At 72.5% G+C, this 17,616-nt stretch carries 16 protein-coding genes; 7 read left to right on the top strand and 9 right to left on the bottom strand.

Going from position 1 to position 17,616, the window contains the following annotated elements:
• Nucleotides 1-132: 132 nt before the first annotated feature.
• A complete protein-coding gene (locus tag IE258_RS26360) occupies nt 133-447 on the top strand; it encodes an STAS domain-containing protein (protein WP_189747384.1) in 315 nt (104 codons plus the stop codon).
• A 14-nt stretch (nt 448-461) separates the two neighbouring features.
• Here the strand turns inward: IE258_RS26360 and IE258_RS26355 are convergent, their stop codons facing one another.
• A complete protein-coding gene (locus tag IE258_RS26355) occupies nt 462-1,340 on the bottom strand; it encodes an SDR family NAD(P)-dependent oxidoreductase (RefSeq protein WP_189747382.1) in 879 nt (292 codons plus the stop codon).
• A gap of 65 nt (nt 1,341-1,405) precedes the next feature.
• On the opposite strand from IE258_RS26355, the gene IE258_RS26350 reads away from it, so the two are divergent.
• Entirely contained in the window at nt 1,406-2,032 is a 627-nt protein-coding gene (locus tag IE258_RS26350; protein ID WP_189747380.1) for a TetR/AcrR family transcriptional regulator, read from the top strand.
• Nucleotides 2,033-2,048: 16 nt separating this feature from the next.
• Here the strand turns inward: IE258_RS26350 and IE258_RS26345 are convergent, their stop codons facing one another.
• Nucleotides 2,049-2,720, bottom strand: coding sequence for a hypothetical protein (locus IE258_RS26345; RefSeq protein WP_189747378.1), 672 nt, complete (start codon nt 2,718-2,720; stop codon nt 2,049-2,051).
• 617 nt (nt 2,721-3,337) lie between these two features.
• Here IE258_RS26345 and IE258_RS26340 point away from each other — a divergent pair.
• Both IE258_RS26340 and IE258_RS26335 read left to right on the top strand, forming a co-directional pair.
• Nucleotides 3,338-6,019: a DNRLRE domain-containing protein gene (locus tag IE258_RS26340; RefSeq protein WP_229892420.1), complete on the top strand. Its 2,682-nt coding sequence runs from the start codon at nt 3,338-3,340 to the stop codon at nt 6,017-6,019.
• 13 nt (nt 6,020-6,032) lie between these two features.
• Nucleotides 6,033-6,362, top strand: coding sequence for a hypothetical protein (locus IE258_RS26335; protein WP_153177327.1), 330 nt, complete (start codon nt 6,033-6,035; stop codon nt 6,360-6,362).
• Nucleotides 6,363-6,491: 129 nt separating this feature from the next.
• Here the strand turns inward: IE258_RS26335 and IE258_RS26330 are convergent, their stop codons facing one another.
• Nucleotides 6,492-6,821, bottom strand: coding sequence for a hypothetical protein (locus IE258_RS26330; RefSeq protein WP_189747376.1), 330 nt, complete (start codon nt 6,819-6,821; stop codon nt 6,492-6,494).
• Between the two features lie 123 nt (nt 6,822-6,944).
• Between IE258_RS26330 and IE258_RS26325 the strand changes: the two genes are divergently transcribed.
• Nucleotides 6,945-7,349 carry a VOC family protein gene (locus IE258_RS26325; RefSeq protein WP_189747374.1) on the top strand — a complete coding sequence of 135 codons (405 nt, stop codon included), beginning with the start codon at nt 6,945-6,947 and terminating at the stop codon, nt 7,347-7,349.
• Nucleotides 7,350-7,436: 87 nt separating this feature from the next.
• Nucleotides 7,437-8,456, top strand: a complete 1,020-nt coding sequence (locus IE258_RS26320) for an alpha/beta fold hydrolase (protein ID WP_229892419.1) — start codon at nt 7,437-7,439, stop codon at nt 8,454-8,456.
• A 24-nt stretch (nt 8,457-8,480) separates the two neighbouring features.
• On the opposite strand, the gene IE258_RS26315 is transcribed toward IE258_RS26320, so the two are convergent.
• From IE258_RS26315 to IE258_RS26290, 6 genes are all read right to left on the bottom strand, one after another.
• Nucleotides 8,481-9,164, bottom strand: a complete 684-nt coding sequence (locus tag IE258_RS26315; RefSeq protein ID WP_189747372.1) for a helix-turn-helix transcriptional regulator — start codon at nt 9,162-9,164, stop codon at nt 8,481-8,483.
• Nucleotides 9,165-9,314: 150 nt separating this feature from the next.
• Complete coding sequence (locus IE258_RS26310) at nt 9,315-10,241, bottom strand: AraC family transcriptional regulator (RefSeq protein ID WP_189747370.1); 927 nt, start codon at nt 10,239-10,241, stop codon at nt 9,315-9,317.
• Between the two features lie 69 nt (nt 10,242-10,310).
• Entirely contained in the window at nt 10,311-11,864 is a 1,554-nt protein-coding gene (locus IE258_RS26305; protein ID WP_189747368.1) for an alpha/beta hydrolase, read from the bottom strand.
• Nucleotides 11,865-11,996: 132 nt separating this feature from the next.
• On the bottom strand, nt 11,997-12,767 hold the full coding sequence (locus IE258_RS26300) for a copper homeostasis protein CutC (RefSeq protein ID WP_189747365.1): 771 nt from the start codon (nt 12,765-12,767) through the stop codon (nt 11,997-11,999).
• The gene (locus IE258_RS26295) at nt 12,764-14,311 is read right to left on the bottom strand and encodes a M81 family metallopeptidase (RefSeq protein WP_189747363.1); all 1,548 of its coding nucleotides are present in this window, start codon (nt 14,309-14,311) and stop codon (nt 12,764-12,766) included. Before IE258_RS26295 ends, IE258_RS26300 begins: the two co-directional genes overlap by 4 nt.
• Nucleotides 14,312-14,358: 47 nt before the next feature.
• The gene (locus tag IE258_RS26290) at nt 14,359-15,579 is read right to left on the bottom strand and encodes an ROK family protein (protein ID WP_189747361.1); all 1,221 of its coding nucleotides are present in this window, start codon (nt 15,577-15,579) and stop codon (nt 14,359-14,361) included.
• Between the two features lie 211 nt (nt 15,580-15,790).
• Here IE258_RS26290 and IE258_RS26285 point away from each other — a divergent pair, with 211 nt between their 5' ends.
• Nucleotides 15,791-17,599 carry a peptide ABC transporter substrate-binding protein gene (locus tag IE258_RS26285; protein ID WP_189747359.1) on the top strand — a complete coding sequence of 603 codons (1,809 nt, stop codon included), beginning with the start codon at nt 15,791-15,793 and terminating at the stop codon, nt 17,597-17,599.
• The last annotated feature ends 17 nt before the right edge of the window (nt 17,600-17,616 follow it).

Genomic DNA, 17,616 nt, shown 5'->3' with positions numbered 1-17,616 from the left:
CCGCACTCTCGTACCGCTCAAGACACAGCGCCATGCCGCCGGGATCTATTCCGGGCCGCCGCTGCCGCGTCGACTGGGGGACAATGGAGACGACGCACGCCACGCACGCACTGACCCATCGAGGAGGCTGTCGTGACGGACGCACCCGTGAGGATCGCCGAGGTCGACGAGCGGCACGCGGTGCTGGCCTTCGCAGGGGACCTGGACGCCCACGCCCTGGGCGTGCTGGAGGAGCTGCTGCTCGACCCGCGGCTGCGGGAGCCGGGGGCCTGGACCCTGGACATGACCGGACTGGACCACATCGACCTGGCCTGCGCCTACGCGCTGCTGCGGACGGTGACCCGGACGCCGGAGCCGGTCGCCCTCACCGTGCGGGGAGCCCGCCCGTCGGTCCACCGGACGCTGCGGCAGGCGGGGCTTGACACGGTGGCGGCCTTCACGGCGTAGCGCACCGGTCGCGATCAGGGGGTCCTTGCCGGGCGCCGGGACCGGTGACTGGCCGCGAGCACCCGGTCCATCAGGCGGTCGGGGAGCAGGCGGGCGAGGGGGACGGTGAGCGCGGCGTCCCGACCGAGGGTGTATCTCGTTCGCGGCCGGGCGGTGGTGGCCACCACGGCGATCCTCGCACCGGCCTTCGCCGCGGGCAGGGCGCGTTTCAGGAAGGCGGTGTTCGAGGCGACCGTCGATCTGACCAGGTCTCCGTAGAGGCGCTGGTGTTCCGGGCTCATCGCGTCGGCGAGTCCCAGGGAGATGTCCCCGCTGTGGGCGGCCATGTCGGTGCGCACCCCGCCCGGCTGGACCACCACCACCTGGACGCCCTGGTCCTTGACCTCCCGGCGCAGGGCGTCGCTCGCGGCTTCGAGGGCGAACTTCGTCCCGGCGTACGCACCGAAGATCGGGAGCGCGGCCACTCCGCCGACCGAGCTGATGTTGACGATCCGGCCCCGGCTCCGCCGCAGGAACGGCAGCAGTTTCTGGATGACGGCGATGTGTCCGAAGAGGTTGACCTCGAACTGTTCGCGCCACTTCTCCAGCGGTAGCACCTCGACGGGTGCGTTGACCTCGATGCCCGCGTTGTTGATCAGGGCGCGGAGTGCGCGTCCCTCGGGGTCGTCGGCGATGCGCCGCGCGAGCGCGTCGATGTGCCGGGGAACGGTGATGTCCAGGACGACCGGTTCGACGCCCGCGGCACGGATCGCGTCGGCCTCGGCGTCGGTGCGGACACCGGCGAGGACGTGGTGGCCCGTCGAGGCGAGCGCGCGGGCCGTCGCGGCTCCGATGCCCGTCGAGGCCCCGGAGACGACGACGAGTTCCTTCTTGGGCGGACTGGAAGCGGACATGACGTCAATGTAGACACTGGAAACACAGTAGTCAATGACAACATTGGCTCGGTATGCTGGGCCGCATGCCCGACCCCTCCCCGCAGCGGCCCTACCACCACGGCAATCTCCGTTCCGCCCTCCTCGACGCGGCGGAGCGCGGCCTGCGGGAACGCGGCGCCGGTCAGCTCTCCCTCCGGGACCTCGCGAGGGAGATCGGTGTCAGTCATGCCGCACCGCGCCGGCATTTCGCGGATCGCCAGGCGCTGCTCGACGCCCTCGCCGAGGCCGGCTTCGTTCGCCTGGGCGCCGTACTGCGTGCGGCGCTGGCCGAGGGCGGCGGCGAGCGCCCGTTCCCTTCGCGGGTGCGGGACGCGGTAGTGGCGTTCGCGCACTTCGCGACGGAGAATCCCGCGCTCTGCGAACTGATGAACTCCGGCAAGCACCGACCGGGAGCGGACGACGTCGCGCGGGCGGCGGCCGCCGCGTTCGGCCAGGTGACCGACCTGATCAGGGAGGGCCAGGCACACGGCGCGCTGCAGGAGGGCGATCCGGAGGAGGTCGGCATCATCCTCTACGCCACCGTCCAGGGCATCACCACCATGGTCAACAGCCGGATGATCGACGCGGAGCGGCTCGACGGGCTCGTCGACACCGCCGTCGCGCAGTTCCTGCGGGGCGCCCGCCCGCCGTCGGAGCCGAGCGGGCGCTGAACCGGGTCGGCCGAGGTCAGCCGCCCACGTCCACGTGGTTGTCAGGGGCCCCGTCGCCGTACGAGGGCAGGTCGCCTCGCTCGACCGGTGTGGCGGGCGCGGGTTCGACCGAGGGCAGGAGTGCGTCGGTCTCGGCGGCGTCGGGGCGGTGGGCGGCGAGGGCGGCCGCGCGCAGGACGTCGCGCGGTACGGCGTCCGTCTCGGCGGACACGCGCACGACGTGCCCCTCCTCGGGCAGCGCGTACTCGTGGCGTCCGGCGCCGGTGCGGTACCAGGCGCCGCCGTCGCGCTCGCAGGTGGTGGGCTCGCCGGACATGTCGCCGACGGGCTGCTCGGGGCAGGTGCCGGCGGTGATGGTGCCCCGGTCGACGGCGAGCCGCAGCAGCGCGTTGGTCTCTCCGTCGACCCAGGTGGCGGAGAAGCCGTCGTCGCCGAGGACGCCGACGGACTGCTGGGCGAGCGTGAAGCTCGGCGCCTCGGTGACGTAGACCAGCTCGGGGGCCACGCCCATCGCCTGGGCGCGGGAGGCGAGTTCGCCGGTGCCGGGGTCCGCGGCCGGACCGGCGGCGGAGGCGGGCGCGGAGGCGGGGGCGGACGGGCCGGGGTCGCCCGCCTTCTCGGAGCCGCAGGCGGTGAGCAGCAGCGGGGCCAGCACCAGCACCGGCAGGACACGCGCATGACGAATCATGCGGCCATCCTGCCGTACAGGTGTTCCCCCCGGGGGGCGACATCGGTGGGGCCCGGTCCAGCCCGCTCACGCCGTCTCTCCACACCTGGCCGCGCGCCGAGCAGCCCGCGCGGCATCCGTATGCTCCCGGGGCATGAGGCTCAGCAGCTGACCCTCGCTGGGCCGGCAGGCCGGAATGTGCCGCCGCTCGCTTCCCGACCACCAACGCCTTCCACAAAGGGGCGCCGTCGAACCGGCCTTCGCCACTGCCCTGTTCGGGTTGCGGCGCGTTCCCGATGCCCGCCGTCGGGCCGCAGCCGCTCACGATGCCTGCCTGGCCTCCTTCGGCCCGGACCACCACCGCACCGTCGAAGCCCGAACGCTGCTCGAGCGCATCGACGGCACTCGACCGTAGGCCGGGTCGCAGGCGGGGCAAGCCGCAAGTCCAGTCGTGGTACAGCCCGTTGAAGGCGTAACCCTTCGGTGAAGTACGCCGCGGATGTCCGGTTCAGAGGGCGAAGTGGCTATTTTTGTAGGACATGTGTTTCTATTGCGCCGCTCAAAGATCATTTGCGGCCTGACCCGCCGGGGGGAACGACATCGGCGGGTCGTGTGCCGAGACCATGGAAAGTACACACATGAGAACCACCTGGCATGCCTCGGGCATAGCCATGCTGGCCGCCACCGCCGTGCTCCTGGCCACGCCCAACGTCGCCGTCGCGGCCGTTGGGACCAGTCCCGGGGACACCGAGGCGGAACGCGCCGTCTCCGGGCTGCTGGAGGCGGTCGACCACCTCAGGACACACCCGATCACCGAAGCCGAGAGCGTCGACGCGGCACAGACCGCCGCGCGGATGCAGGACCACCGGGTCGAGGTCCTGCAGATGCGCACCGAGACGGACACCGTCTTCGCCAACCCCGACGGCACCCTCACCCGTGAGACCTCCGTGGCGCCCGTCCGGATGCTCAAGGACGGGCGCTGGACGGACGTCGACGTCGACCTCCGCCGCAAGGCCGACGGTGACGTCGTCGCGAAGGCGCACCCACAGGGGCTCGCCCTGGCCGGGAAGGGCGGCACCACGGCGCCCTCGCTGCGCAGCGCCGCCGCCGCACCGCGGACGCAGGCCCGCGACCTGGTCACCCTCGGCAGCGGCGACGAGCGGATCGCCGTCCAGTGGAAGGGTGGCCTGCCCGCACCGCGGCTGTCCGGCCACACCGCCACCTACGAGAACGCCGTCCCCGGCGGCGACCTGATAGTCGAGGCCACCCGTACCGGCTTCGAGCAGTTCCTCGAGCTGCGGCGGGCGCCGCGCGGCGGCGCACCCCTGGTGCTGCCCATCGTGCTGCCCGAGGGCATGACCGCCAAGGTGGCCACCGGCGGCGGCGTCGACTTCGTGGACGACTCCGGCGAGACCGTCGCGACGGCCCCCACGATGTGGGACAGCCAGGTGGACCCGCGCTCCGGGGAGCACGTCAACCGCAGGCGCGTCGCCATGGACGTCACCCAGTCCGGCACCACCGTGCAGCTCGCCCTGCACCCGGACACCGACTGGCTCGCCGCCCGCGGTACGCAGTACCCCGTCACCATCGACCCGGCGACGGACGCCCTCGACACGCTCTTCGACACCTTCGTGCAGGGCGGCGACACCACCGACCAGTCCGCGAGCACCGACCTCAAGGTGGGCTGGCCCGGTGACAAGGAGGGCACGACCAAGCGCGTCGCGCGGTCGTTCCTGACCTTCCGCACCGCGAACTTCGCCGACGCGCTGGTGTCCAAGGCGTCGCTGAAGCTGTGGAACTACCACTCCTGGTCGTGCGAGAAGCGCCCCTGGGAGGTGTGGTCGGCGGGAGCCGCCGACACCAGCACCCGGTGGACGAAGCAGCCCGCGATGACGGAGAAGATCGCCACCTCGACCGAGACCAGGTCGGCGGGCTGCAACAACACGGGCTGGGTCACGGCCGACATCACCGAACTTGCGCAGACCTGGTCCTCCGCCCGGGCGGAGACCGGCTCCCTGGCGCTGAAGGCCACCGACGAGTCCGACACGTACGGCTGGAAGCGGTTCCGGTCCGCCAACGCCGTCGACGAGAACCAGATTCCGACTCTGGAGGTGACGTACAACTACCGTCCGTACAACGGGGTGAACCTCCAGGCGGGCGCGCCCTTCATCTCGTCCGGTGGCATCTTCCGGGTGAACACCACCACGCCCGTCCTGCGGTTCTCCACCGTGGACACCAACGGCGAGGACGAGATCACCGGGACGTACGAGATCACCGACACCGCGACCGGCAAGGTCGTCACGACCGTCAACGCCGCCCCGGTGCCGGCCAACAGCACCTCGCAGGTGAAGGTCCCGGCGGGCAAGCTCGTGTCCGGCCACACCTACAGTTTCCGCACCACCGCCTACGACGGCACGCACTACGCCAACGGCTGGTCCGACCCGGTGCGCTTCACCGTCGACACGGCGTGGAAGCCGACGGCGGCCGAGCACGCCCTCGGCCTGGCGAACACCTACTCTGACGCCGCGGACGTCACCGCCGCCACCTCGTCGGACTCCTCCTACGCCGCCATCGCGGTCACCGAGGACAACGTGGTCTCCGTTCCCTGGGACGGCAGGAACAACGCCATCGACATCCGCAACGACCTGATGCCCAACAGGCTGACCATCCCCGCAGCGGGCACCAAGGGCACCCAGGTCGGCGGCAACGTCGTCTACACCTCGTCCGGGCCGGTCGACACCGTCGTGCAGCCCACCGTCGACGGGGGCTCGCGCACGCTGAACATCCTCAAGGACGGCAGCGCGCCGCACGACTACGAGACCGGCTTCACCATCCCCGCCGGGATGAAGGCCGTGACGCACGACGACGGCTCGGTCTCGCTCTACGCCGCGGGCGACGAGAACGCCGGGAAGGCGCCCTCCTCGGACGCCGCCGGATTCTTCGACGCCCCCTGGGCCAAGGACGCCGCCGGCAACGACGTGCCGACCGCTTACAAGGTCGGGGGCGACAAGCTGGTCCAGCACGTCGACTTCGACGCGAACAGCGCCTTCCCGATCGTGATCGACCCCTCCTGGTGGTCCACCACGAAGAAGATCGCCAAGTGCGCACTGGCGGTGTCGGGGTTCATCTTCACCTTCACGCCGGCGGGCAGCTCCAAGCGGGTCCTGACCGCGGTGAAGCTGGTGAAGAAGATCGGGGTCAAGAAGACCGCGAAGCTGATCCAGACCTACGCCAAGCGCCGCAAGCTGACGTCGGCGCATCGCAAGGCGGTCGCGGCCCTGCTGGGCATCCCGGCTCTGAAGAAGGCATGCAAGTTCTGATCATGGAGGACCAGTGATTGCGATAGCGGCGATCGTCGCGGACATCGTCCTGATCCTGACGCACCGCGTACGCGCCGTGCCGGACCCGGCGAAGTACGCGCCGTGGCCGTACATGGCCGTGGGCCTCGCGGGATGCGCGGCGGGCTGGCTCGTCGTCGGCCGGCCGGAGGCGGCCTGGGACGACCTGTTCCTGGCGCTGGTCTGCGGCGTGGTCGTCACCTCAGAGGCCGCGCACGCGGCCCGGGCCCTGTCCGGGCGCCCCTGGGTGGGCTGGGCGACGGCCCTGGTGAGTGGAGCGGCGGCGGCCACCTGGCTCCTGCCGGACCCTCTGCCCTTCACCTGACACCCCAACTCCCGGCCATACGGCTGTACGGCCGGACAGGCCCGCACGGCGGCGGCCGGCCACGGAGTGCTCCGTGACCGGCCGCCGCCGGCAAGGGCTTGGGGTCGCGGGGGTGTCAACGAAGCGGTACTAGGGCTGGTGGGCGGCGGCGTCCTTCGTCAGCTTCACGGCCTGGCGCAGGCTGAGTCCCGGGGCCGCCTCGCGCAGGGTCTTGACGGCCCGGACGGAGTCGACGGGGCCCTCGTGGCCGGCCGCGGCGAGGCGTTCGTGCACCCAGCGGGCGAGCAGTGCGGCGTCGGGCTCCGCGGCGGCCTGCTCGACCAGGGCGGCGGCGCGCTCCAGTCCGGGCCGTTCCTCCGGCGTCGCCTCGGCGAGCGCCTGACGGATGCGGTGGGCGACGACGTCCGTGTCGCGCAGGACGAGAACGTTGAGTTCCGGTGGGGCGAGTCGTCCGAACATGCAGCCATGATCGACGGGACACCCCGTGCCGTTCAACGGACTTGAGGAGCATCTGAGGCGCGCGGCGGCCGGGTGTCCGTTTTCTTCAAGACCTGGCTCGCACGCCCCGCCTACGGTGAGCCCATGACCGCACGATTCGACGCCATCGGCCTCGTCGTCTCCGACATGGCCGCCTCCGTGACCTTCTACCGCCGGCTCGGCTTCGCTTTCCCCGAGGGCTCCGAGGGACAGCCGCACTCCGAGGCCGGACTGCCGGGCGGCATCCGGCTGCTCCTGGACACCGAGGACTCCGTCCGTTCCTTCACCCCCGGCTGGCAGCCGCCGGCCGGTGGCGGGCGGCACTCCCTCGCCCTGCTGTGCGACACGCCAGAGGAGGTGGACGCCTTCTACGCGGAGCTGACGGGCGCCGGGTGCAAGGGCGAGCGCGAGCCCTGGGACGCCCCCTGGGGACAGCGGTACGCCGTCGTCAACGACCCGGACGGCCACGGCGTCGACCTGTTCGCACCGCTGCCGGAGGGCCCGGCTTGACCTGAACGGAACGTGCGGGGTGGTTCTGGGTCCACCGCGGTGGGGGTGCTGGACCGCTGGTGGGCCGAACGGGCCGTTCATAGCGTTGTGTTCATGAGTAACGACACGAACGAAGAAGGAAAAAGCGCCACCCGGCGGACGGCGCTGCGCGGACTGGGACTCGCGGTGGGAGGCATGGCTCTGGCCACCGGCCCTGGAGCCTCGGCGGCCTCGGCGGCCTCGGCGGCCTCGGCGGCCTCGGCGGCCCAGCGTCGCGGGGTCGCGACCTACGTGCTGGTGCACGGTACCCACAGCGCCGGCGCGTTCTGGGTACCGATCGCGCGGGAACTGGCGCTGCGGGGCCACCGCGTCGTCATGGTGGACCAGCCGCGGCACGGCGCGGAGGCTTTCGTGGCCGAGTCCTACCAGCGGCAGGACCTCGCGGCGATGGCGGTCGAGCCCTCCCCGCTGAAGGGCCTCGGGCTGGACGACTACGAGGCGCGCGTCACGGGCATCGTGCGGCGGGCCGCACGCAACGGCCCGGTGGTGCTGGTCGGGCACAGCCTGGGTGGCGTGTCGGTCAGCCGTGTCGCCGACGCCGTCCCGCACCTGCTGCACCACATCTGCTACATGGCGGCCTTCTGTCCCAGCCGCGTCCTGCCCACGGCGGACGCCTGCACGGCGGCCCCCGAGAACGCGAACGCCGTCAGCCCGGTGGAGCTGACGGTGGGTGACCCGGACCGGCTCGGGGTGCTGCGGCTGAACTTCCGCACGGGTGTCAGCGGTGAGCTGGCCCTGCTGAAGGAGATGATCTGCGCGGACTACCCCGACGCCGACTTCCGCCGGATCCTGGCCGGCATGCAGACCGACGAGCCCGTCGCCGCCTATGCCGGCCGGGCGGTCGGCCGGGCCGGCACCTGGGGACGCGTTCCCCGCACGTATCTGCGTTTCGGCAAGGACCGTACGATCGCCACCGCGCTCCAGGATCGCATGATCGCCGAAGCCGACGCGGCCACGCCCGGCAACCGTTTCCGCGTGCACGACTTCCCCGACGCGTCACACGTCGGCCCTCTGGACCCCACCCCGGTCGCGGACACCCTGGACACGCTCGCAGGGCGGAGGGGCTAGTTCCGTCCCTGCTGCACGGCCGCCCTAGTCACGCAGCAGCTCACCGGGTGTCACACCCGCCAACTCGCGCACGTCGCGCGCCAGATGGGCCTGGTCCGCGTAGCCGGTCAGGGCGGCCGTCTCGGCGAGGGGCGTGCCGTCCCTGGCCAGGGTGAGGGCGCGTTGCAGTCGCCGTACGCGGGCCAGCGTCTTGGGGCCGTAGCCGAAGGCGGCCAGCGAGCGGCGGTGCAGCGTGCGGGCTCCGACGCCGAGGGCGTCCGCGGTGGCGGCGACCGGGCGGCCCGCGTCGAGGGCGGCCACGATCCGGACCAGCAGCGGGTCGGGCGGCCCGGTCTCGGCGGCGCGGAACAGCGCGGCGTCCTCCAGGCCGGTCGCCGGGTCGGGGGCCGCGTTCACCCGGGCGGTGAGGTGCCGTGCGCGGGAGCCGGGCCAGAGGTCGGTGAGGGGGACGCGCCGGTCGCGCAGTGCGTCGGCGGGGACGCCGAGGAGGGCGGGGGCGGTGCCGGGGTAGAAGCGGACGCCGGCCCAGGGGCCTGGGGCGCCCTCGGTGACGTAGGCGTGGGTGTCGGGGCCCGCGACCAGCAGCCGTCCGTCGTGCCAGAGCAGGTCCATGCAGCCGTCGGGCAGGATGCGCCCGGGGCCGGATCCGGTCGGGGTGTTGGTCCACACCACGGCCCCGGCCAACCGGGACACCCGCTCCACGTACACGCGTGCCAGGCTACGCCGTAGCTGCGGGCAGTCGCCCCGCTCCGGCATGACCCCGGTGCGGGGGCGGTGCCTGCCGGGGTGTGCGCTGCCCGGCGTTGCGGGGTGCCGCTGCGCCCACCCGTGCCGCCCAAGCGGCACGACTGCCCGCAGCTAGGTCCGGTACTCCTGCGGGCTGACCCCGTACTCCCGCTTGAACGCCGCGGACAGCGCGAACGCGCTCCCGTAGCCGACCTGACGGGCGATCGCGCCAAGGGTGTCCTCCCCGTCCCGCAGCCGATCGGCGGCCAGGGCGAGGCGCCAGCCGGTGAGGTACGCCATGGGCGGTTCGCCGACCAGGTCGGTGAAGCGGCGGGCGAGCGCGGCGCGCGAGACGCCGGTCTTGGCGGCGAGCGACGCGACCGTCCACGGGTGCGCCGGGTCGTCCTGGAGCAGCCGCAGTGCCCGGCCGACGACCGGGTCACCCAGGGCCCGGTACCAGGCGGGGGCCTCGGCCGACGGACCGGCGAACCAGGCCCGCAGCGCGGCGATGACCAGCAGGTCCAGGAGCCGGTCCAGGACCACCTCCTGGCCCGGCTCGTCCCGTGTCACCTCCGTCATCAGCAGGGGTGTGAGGGGGTTGTCCCAGTCCTCGGAGGTGAGGGACAGCAGCGGGGGCAGCGCGTCGAGGAGCCTGCCGCCGATCTCCCCGCGGACGAGGTAGGTGCCGATGAGGAGGACCGCCTCGCCGTCGGAGCGGTCGCCCCAGGTGCGTACGCCGAGGTCCATCGAGCCGTTGAGGGGGCGTCCGTCGGGATAACTGCACGCGCCGCCCGGCAGGATCACCGCCTGCGGGGCGGTGCCGGGGTCGTCGGCGCAGACGTACGGGTCGGGGCCGCGGGCCACGGCCAGGTCCCCGGCACGCAGCCGCAGCCGCTCCCCCGTGTCCGGCACGATCCAGGCGTCGCCGCGGACCATCAGCATCACGGTCAGCGGCGCCTGATCCTCGACGCGCACCGCCCACGGCGGGTCGAAACAGGCGCGGATCATGAAGGCGCCACGGGCCCTGGGGCCCTCCAGCAGTCCGGCGAGTGCGTCCACGCTGTCAGTGTCCCAGCGTCCCAGTGTCCCGGCTGACGGCCCGGCGGATCCGTACGTACGGGCCGGGCCTCAGGACATGGTGCCCCGACACACCGTCCCCACGGCCGGGGTGCGGCCCGTGCGGAGGTACGTGTCCACCGCCTCCGTGACGCAGCGGTTCTGCGGGTACGTGCCGTGACCCTCCTCCTCGGCCGTCAGGAGCACGCCGACACCGTCGCCCAGCGCGCGGGCCATGTGGCGGGCGCCGGGAAACGGGGTGGTCGGGTCGCCGGTGCCGCCGACCACGAGGACGGGAGCCGCGCCGTCGGCGCTCACCCGGGGCGTGACGCGCTCGCCGTCGAACGGCCAGTCGTAGCAGAGGTAGACGCCGGTGGACCATGCCTCGCCGAAGACGGGTGAGGCCGCTTCGATGCGGGCCGCGTCCCGGTCGAGGCGTTCGAAGCCGGGGCGCAGGCTGGAGTCCGCGCAGGTGATCGCGATCAGGGCGGCGCGACTGCTGTCGTGCGGACTCGACGCGCGGTCGGCGGAGCCGGAGCCGTCCGCGCCCTCGCTCAGCGGACCGGCGTCGTTGTGGTCGATCAGCGCGGTGAGGGCCTTGGCGAGCGGCGGCCAGCCGTCCGTGCCGAGGCCGAGGAAGTCGCTGACGGTGTACGCGAGGTCGTCGGCGTCGAGGCTCTTCCCGCCGCCTGCCGGGGCGGGCTTCTTCGCCAAGCGGTCGGACAGGCGCGCCATGCGTCGCGCGGCCTCCTCGGGCCCGTCGCCGGTCGGGCAGTGGCGGATACGGGCCGCGCAGTGCGCGGCGAACCGGTCGAACGCCGCCTGGACCGCCTTGACCTGCGACAACTGCTCCTCGCTGAGGTCCTCGGTCGGATCGACGGGCGCCTCGAGGACGAGCCGTCCGACGTGCGACGGGTAGAGGTGGGCGTAGGCCGCGCCGAGCGCCGTTCCGTACGAGACGCCGAAGTAGTGCAGCCGCTCGTCGCCGAGGAGGTAGCGCATCAGGTCGAGGTCGCGCGCGGTGTGCGAGGTGCCGATGTACGGGAAGAGCGCCCTGGAGCGCTCGGCGCAGGCGTCGGCCCCGTCGAAGCCGGTGTCGTCCGCGGTCTTCCCGCAGTGCACGGGGATGGTCGCGCCGACGCCGCGCGGGTCGAAGGAGACCAGGTCGTAGCGGTCGAGGAGAGGCTTGTACTGGTTGAGGCGTTCGGGCAGTCCGCGCACGCCGGACACGCCGGGACCGCCGAAGTTGAGGACGAGCGAGCCGATGCGCCGGGCGTTCGGGCCGGTGGCCTTGCGGCGGATCAGGGCGACGTCGATCGTCCTGCCGTCCGGTTTCCGGTAGTCGAGGGGGGTCTTCATGACGGCGCATTCGTAGGCCGTGCGCGCGGCCGGCGGCGAGGTGCAGCGGGACCAGTGGAGGTGCTGGCCGGTGGTGAGCGCGGCGGGCAGACCGGGGGGCGGGTTGTCCGTGGTGAACTCCGTACGCGGCTGCGCACTCCGCCCGGAGGCGTCGTGCTTGAGCCAGGCGCCGACGGCGCCGATCACGACGAGGACGACCAGGCTGATGATCCGCACACCGAGCGAGAGACCTGGTCTGCCGCTTCCCAGTGAATGCACGTCACTCATGGACACCCCCGCGCTCCCCGCCCGCGGACGCCCGCCCCGTGCCCGCATCCGGTGATCGTCCGATCGTCGAATGAGTGCAGAGTACGCCTCAGTGCGGGGTACGCCGGGCGCCGGTTACGGCCCCTCCCGCCCTCAGGCCGTCGTGTCCAGCGCCCTCCTCGCCGCCGCGACGACCGTGCCGTCGGTGACGAAGTGGGCGTCGTCCTCGGCGGAGGTGCCGCCCGCGCCGAGGGGGACCCAGCCCGCCGCGCGCCGGGGCGTCGCCCGCGACTTGGCGGACAGGTGCACCGAGTCGGCGCCCGCCGCCAGCAGGCCGGCGATGTCGCCGGGTCGTACCCCTCCCCCGGCGGCCACGTCGACGCCGGGGGCCGCGGCGGCCATCGCGGTGAGCACTGCGGCGCCCTCGATCGCGGTGGGCGCGCCGCCGGAGGTCAGGACGCGGGTGATGCCGAGTCCCGGCAGCGCCGCCACGGCGGCCACCGGGTCGCTCGCCTGGTCCACCGCCCGGTGGAGCGTGACCTGCGCGGCGGGGTCGGTGTCCCGGGCGGCGCCGACGAGCTCGGCGAGGGCGTGCGTGTCGAGGGCGCCGTCCGGGGTCAGCGCCCCGACGACGACACCGCCGGCGCCCGCGCGCAGGGCGGCGCGCACCTCCGCGGCCATCAGGGCGATCTCCTCGCCGTCGTACACGAAGTCGCCGGGGCGGCAGCGGACCAGGACGTGCACGGGCGGCCCGGACTCGACGGCCGCCTCGACGGTCGCGGTCGAGGGGGTCAGGCCGCCCAGTTCGAGTCCGGTGCACAGTTCGACGCGGTCCGCGCCGTTCTCGCGGGCGGTGCGGGCACCGGCCGGGGACACGACGGCGATCTCCAGGGAGGAGGTGCCCGAGGGGCGGTCGGTGCTCATTCGTCGGCTCCGGTCAGGGGCTGGTCGGCGGCGGGGATCAGGCGGGCGGACAGGTCGGGGTCGGCCATGGCGGGGTCGAAGGGGAACATGGGCCGGCGGATGCGGTGGTGGCCGAGGCGGACCAGGTCCTGGTCCACGCCGCCCGGGGTGAGGGCCATCTTCCAGTCGGCGGCCATCGCGAACAGCTCGGGTTCCAGGTAGCCGATCTTCACGACGACGATGTCGGCGCCGCGCGGGTCGAGGTCCAGGTCGGTGAAGTCGTGCTCGTGGTGGTACGGCTTGCGCAGCTCGGTGAGGATCACGTACGCGCTGCCGACCCGTATCACGGCCTCGGTCCGCGCGTCGCGGTCCCCGAGCCGGACGGCGTGCACGACGCCGGTGAGGGTGACGGGACCTGCGTGCCGGTCGTCGACCTCGGCGCCCGCCGTCACCGTGACCGTGGCCCCGACGCCCGCGGCGGCGGCCTGCCGGACGGCTTCGGGGCCCGGCACCGAGGCGTACAGGACGGTCGGCCCGTCCTCCTTCTGGAACTCGGGGCGGGCCAGCAGCCGCGTCAGGCCCCAGGTCACGTCGCCGGCGCCGCCCGCGGTGGGGTTGTCGCCGGTGTCGCTGACGTAGTACGGGCGTCGTTCGCCGGCCAGGGCCTCGTCCAGGATGGCGTCGAAGGTGCCGGTGGGGGCGACGAAGTCGAAGTCGTGGCGGGCTTCCCAGAAGCCGCGGGCCAGCCGTTCGGCGCCCGCCGACACCGCCCGCTCGTCGTGCCCGGTGACGACGACCGCGGCCCGGTTGCGGGGCTCGTCCGCCCAGGCGTAGCCGACCCAGATCGCGGCGTCGATCACGCCTTCCGCCGCCTCGACCGCGGGCACGGCCCTGTACACGCTCTTCGCGGGTTCGATCCGGGTGGAGGTCTGCTCGCCGGCCAGCAGGACGGGCACCGGCACCCATGCCTTCAGCGGGCGGGGGGCGCCGGAGGCGAGGTGCGTCAGCAGGTTCCGTACGGCGCGTTCCTTGGTCTCCATGTGGTCCTCGTGCGGGGCCATCCGGTAGCAGGTGATCAGGTCGCTGCGGTGGACGAGGGCGCGGGAGACGTTGCCGTGCAGGTCCATGGAGGTGGAGACGATCACGTCGTCACCGACGACGGCGCGCACCTTCTCCAGGAGCAGGGCCTCGGCGTCGTCGATGCCCTCGACGGTCATGGCGCCGTGGATGTCGAACCAGAGGCCGTCCAGCGCGGGCAGTGCGGCGAGCCGGGTGAGGAGTTCCCCGGTGAGTTCCTCCCAGGCGGCGGCGGTGACGGTGCCGCCGGGCAGCGACTTGCCGACCAGGGCGCCGTGCCAGTCGGCCGCCTCGCGCAGTTCCTCACCGGCGGCGAGGAAGGGGTAGCGGTCCAGTACCTCCTGGCCGCGGGAGGGGTGGAAGGCGGGCGCCTGGGTGCGGGCGGGCGAGAAGGTGGACGACTCGATGCCGAGACCGGCGATGGCGACGACGGGGCGGCGGGAGGGGGTGTTGGTGGGGGTGTTGGTGGCGGTGCTGGGGTGCGACATGGCTCCTCGTTCGTGCGGTGGTGCGGGGCGGTGCGGGTGGCGTTGGTTCAGGGGCTCGGGGTCTGGAACCGGTCCGGGTCGAGACCCGTGCCGCCGACCTGGCGCAGGGCTTGGGCGAGCGCCCGCTGGAGGGCGAACTGTCCGGCGCCCAGAAGTCCGGCGTCGGCGCCGAGGACGGCGCGTTCGATGGCGAGGTGCTCGGTGACCAGCGGGTGGCAGCTCTCGTAGAGCTGGCTGCGGACGGCGGCGACGAACGGTTCGACGGTGGAGAGGATGCCGCCCAGGTAGACGGCGTCCGGATTGAAGAAGTTGACGTTCGCGGCGAGTACCTGCCCGAGGTAGTCCCCGGCCCTGCGCACCGCCCGGTTGGCCTCCGGGTGCGCGTCGGTGGCCAGCCGCACCACGTCCTCGGCGGTGCTGACGTCGACGCCCTCGTCGCGCAGCACCCGGACGAGTGCGGCGCCGGAGGCGACCGTCTCCAGGCAGTCGGTGTTGCCGCAGGAGCAGGGCATGTGGGCGCCGCGGGCGATGCGGATGTGGGTGATCTCCCCCGCCGCGCCCGTGCCGCCGCGGTAGAGCCGGCCGTCCACGAGGGCGGCGGCGCCGATCGCGGTGCCCATCTTCACCATGATCACCTGCTGGTGGCGTCCCCGGCGGGCGGTGTGCTCGCCGACGGCCATGCAGTTGGCGTCGTTGTCGGCGACGGCGGGGACCGCGAAGCGCTCCCGGAGCCAGGACTCGACGGGGAAGCGGTTCCAGCCCGGCATGCGGGAGGGCTGCACGACGCTTCCCGTCGCGGTGTCGACCGGGCCGGGCAGGGAGAGGCCGACGCCGCGCAGCCGTGCCCTTCCGTGCCGTTCGACCAGCTCCTCCAGGGTGGCGGCGAGCAGGGAGAGGGCGGCCTCGGGGCCCTCGGCGATCACCAGCGGCACCGTGGAGACGTCGCGCAGCTCGCCGCCCGGCAGGACCACGCCGACACGGGCGTGCCTGCCGCCCAGGTCGGCGGCGACGGCGAACTCGTCCTGGCCGCCGAGCCTGAGCACCTTCCGCGGGCGTCCGCCGGTGGAGGACTGGGTCCCCTCCTCGGCAACGAGGCCGTGCTCCACGAGCTGTCCCACGGCCACCGAGACGCTGGAGGCCGCGGCGCCGAGCAGCTCGGCGAGCTGGGCCCGGGAGGTCGCCCGTCCGGACGCGATCAGTTCGAGGGCCCGCGCCGCCAGCGCCGAGGTGCCTGCCGCCTTCCGCCCCCGCGAACTTATTTCATTCATGTACGTGCTTACTTCCCCATGGTCGGTCCGATGCAGACAGTACGCCTCGAACGGCGTCCCGTGAATGGCGATCAGCGCAGTAATTCACGGCTTTGGCAGTGCCCGGACTTTTTTCAGAACCGGAGATACTTAGTTGTTACGAAACTTTGTTTGTAACCCGCACCGGGTCAGGCGTTAGCTGACCTCCAGGCCACTCACCTGGAGGAGATACATGTCCCCTGCTCGCACAGCGACACGCCGACGCCGGGCGCTCGTCGTCGGCGCATGCGCGGCCGTGGGCGTGCTGCTCAGCGGCTGCACGGGCGGCGTCTCCGCCCCCTCCGGCTCGAAGAACGAGATCAACTACGCGCTGCCGGCGAACTTCACCCCCAACTGGATCGTGCCGATCGGCACGCCGGGGCACCTCAACACGAACAACGCCTCCATATCCCAGGTGCTGTGGGAGCCCCTGATCGCCTACGACGGCTCCGCCGGCGAGATCGGCTGGAACAAGGACAACTCGCTGGCGACGGACGCGAAGTTCGCCGCGGACAACAAGAGCGTCACCATCACCCTCGGCGACCGGCACTGGAGCGACGGCGAGCCGGTCACCTCCCGGGACGTCGAGTTCTGGTTCAACCTGGTCCGGGAGAACAAGAAGTCGTGGGCCAGCTACAGCCCGGGCAAGGCCCCGGACGTCTGGTCGTCCTTCAAGACCGTCGACGACCGGCACTTCACGCTCGACTTCGACCGCGCCTACAACCGGCAGTGGATGCTCGCCAACGAGCTGAGCATGATCCGCCCGATGCCGCAGCACGTGTGGGACAAGACCGGCGACTCGGCGGCCGTCTCCGACCTCGACCGCACCCCGGCCGGCGCCAAGAAGGTCTGGACGTACCTGATCGACGCCGGCAAGAAGATCTCCCACTACGCGAGCGACCCGCTGTGGAAGACGGTCAGCGGCCCGTACACGCTCAAGTCCTTCTCCACCTCCGGCCGGGTCGAGCTGATCGAGAACGAGAAGTACGACGGCGGGGGCGCGGCCCACGTCCGGCAGATCAACCTGCTCTCCTTCACCACCGTGGCCGCCGAGGAGAACGCGCTGCGGGCCGGCACGGTCGACTACGGCTACATCAAGGCATCCGACCTGGGGATCAAGAAGTCCTTCACGGACCTCGGCTACCACGTCGAGCGGTGGTCGGGCTGGGCGGTCACCTACATGCCGTACAACTTCAACAACCCCGAGATGGGCGCGGTCTTCCGGCAGTCGTACGCCCGGCAGGCCATCCAGATGTCCGTCGACCAGAAGACCCTGGCCAAGGTGCTGTACAACGGCACCGCCGTGCCCACCTACGGCCCCGTCCCGCAGGGGCAGGCGTCCGCCTTCCTCTCCGACGAGCAGAAGGAGGAGCCGTACCCCTTCTCCAACTCCAAGGCGCGCGCGCTGCTGACGGACCACGGCTGGACCGAGCAGGACGGCACCATGGTGTGCACCTCGCCGGGCGCCGGCGCGGGGCACTGCGGCGAAGGCGTCGAGAAGGGCACCGAGTTCAGGATGCGGGTGCTCTCCCAGTCCGGCTCCACGGAGACGGACAACATGATGAGCGCCCTGCAGTCCTCCTTCGAGGAGACCGGCATCGACTTCGACATCAAGACCGCACCGGTCAACTCGGTCCTCTCGCAGACCGGTCAGTGCGAGAAGGACGACCCCGCCTGCAAGTGGCAGCTCTCCTTCTTCGGCAGCGCGGGCAGTTGGTACTTCCCGGCCTACCCGAGCGGTGACGCGCTGTTCGCCAGCGGCGGCGGCTCCAACTTCGGCAGCTACTCCAACCCCGAGGTGGACGAGCTGATCGACCGGACCACCACCTCCTCGTCCCCCGACGCCATGCTCGACTACAGCAGGGCCCTCGCCGCGGACCTGCCCGTGATCTGGCTCCCCGAGCCCGACTACCAGGTCTCCGTGATCAGGGACGGACTCGGCGGGTTCGCCCAGGACTCCCTCGCCAACTTCCACCCCGCCATGTGGGCGTGGACGAAGTGAGGCCGCGCCCGGTCCCA

Source organism: Streptomyces tendae, from assembly GCF_014650435.1.
Taxonomy (GTDB): Bacteria; Actinomycetota; Actinomycetes; order Streptomycetales; family Streptomycetaceae; genus Streptomyces; species Streptomyces tendae.
This window is presented reverse-complemented; position numbering and strand designations above follow the sequence as displayed.

Bases quoted from the DNA above. Each gene is read 5' to 3' on its own strand.
- IE258_RS26340 (WP_229892420.1), top strand. From the start codon at position 3,338: ATGAGAACCACCTGGCATGCCTCGGGCATAGCCATGCTGGCCGCCACC.
- IE258_RS26330 (WP_189747376.1), bottom strand. From the start codon at position 6,821: ATGTTCGGACGACTCGCCCCACCGGAACTCAACGTTCTCGTCCTGCGC.
- IE258_RS26300 (WP_189747365.1), bottom strand. From the start codon at position 12,767: ATGAGCACCGACCGCCCCTCGGGCACCTCCTCCCTGGAGATCGCCGTC.
- IE258_RS26350 (WP_189747380.1), top strand. From the start codon at position 1,406: ATGCCCGACCCCTCCCCGCAGCGGCCCTACCACCACGGCAATCTCCGT.
- IE258_RS26355 (WP_189747382.1), bottom strand. From the start codon at position 1,340: ATGTCCGCTTCCAGTCCGCCCAAGAAGGAACTCGTCGTCGTCTCCGGG.
- IE258_RS26325 (WP_189747374.1), top strand. From the start codon at position 6,945: ATGACCGCACGATTCGACGCCATCGGCCTCGTCGTCTCCGACATGGCC.
- IE258_RS26285 (WP_189747359.1), top strand. From the start codon at position 15,791: ATGTCCCCTGCTCGCACAGCGACACGCCGACGCCGGGCGCTCGTCGTC.
- IE258_RS26290 (WP_189747361.1), bottom strand. From the start codon at position 15,579: ATGAATGAAATAAGTTCGCGGGGGCGGAAGGCGGCAGGCACCTCGGCG.
- IE258_RS26345 (WP_189747378.1), bottom strand. From the start codon at position 2,720: ATGATTCGTCATGCGCGTGTCCTGCCGGTGCTGGTGCTGGCCCCGCTG.
- IE258_RS26295 (WP_189747363.1), bottom strand. From the start codon at position 14,311: ATGTCGCACCCCAGCACCGCCACCAACACCCCCACCAACACCCCCTCC.
- IE258_RS26305 (WP_189747368.1), bottom strand. From the start codon at position 11,864: ATGAGTGACGTGCATTCACTGGGAAGCGGCAGACCAGGTCTCTCGCTC.